The sequence below is a fragment of the Pseudoalteromonas aliena genome (genome assembly GCF_038155085.1).
GTDB lineage: Bacteria > Pseudomonadota > Gammaproteobacteria > Enterobacterales > Alteromonadaceae > Pseudoalteromonas > Pseudoalteromonas aliena_A.
Genome location: NZ_JBAKAU010000048.1, coordinates 1 through 569 on the forward strand (window position 1 = coordinate 1; position 569 = coordinate 569).

General features: G+C 53.1%; 1 protein-coding gene. It reads left to right on the top strand.

Annotated elements, in window-relative coordinates:
• On the top strand, positions 1–569 hold a 569-nt coding region (locus tag V6260_RS18490; RefSeq protein WP_341595563.1), incomplete at both ends, for an Ig-like domain-containing protein.

Genomic DNA, 569 nt, shown 5'->3' on the forward strand with positions numbered 1-569 from the left:
ACCAGCACCGTTGAAAGTGATGGCCACTGGGATATTGAAATCCCCAGTGCGCTTGCACAAGGTGACTTTACTGTAAGCGCCAGTATTACGGATGCTGCAGGCAATGAGAGCACAGCAAACAGCAGTGGTAATGTAGACACCATCACTCCAGTTGTGAGCGTGGATGCACTGGGCCTTGGCAACGACAGCACGCCAGTTGTTAGTGGTACCTCAACAGAGCCAGAAGGCACCGTTGTAAACATTGTTATTACTGACAGCAACGGTGATGAACACCCAATCACAGCCACCGTGGATGCAAACGGTGACTGGCAAGCGACTAGCCCTGAATTACCAGATGGAAGCTACAGCGTACAAGCCAGCATTACCGATGCGGCAGGAAACACCGGCGGTGCCGTTCAATCAGGCACCCTTGATACCTTAGCACCGACATTGACACTGGATACCGTGGGCGCGACCAACGACAGCACGCCAACAATCAGCGGAAGCAGCAATGCACCAGCGGGCACAGTGATAAACATCAGTGTGAGCGATGGCACCACAACAGAAACGTTCATCGCGACAGTACAAGC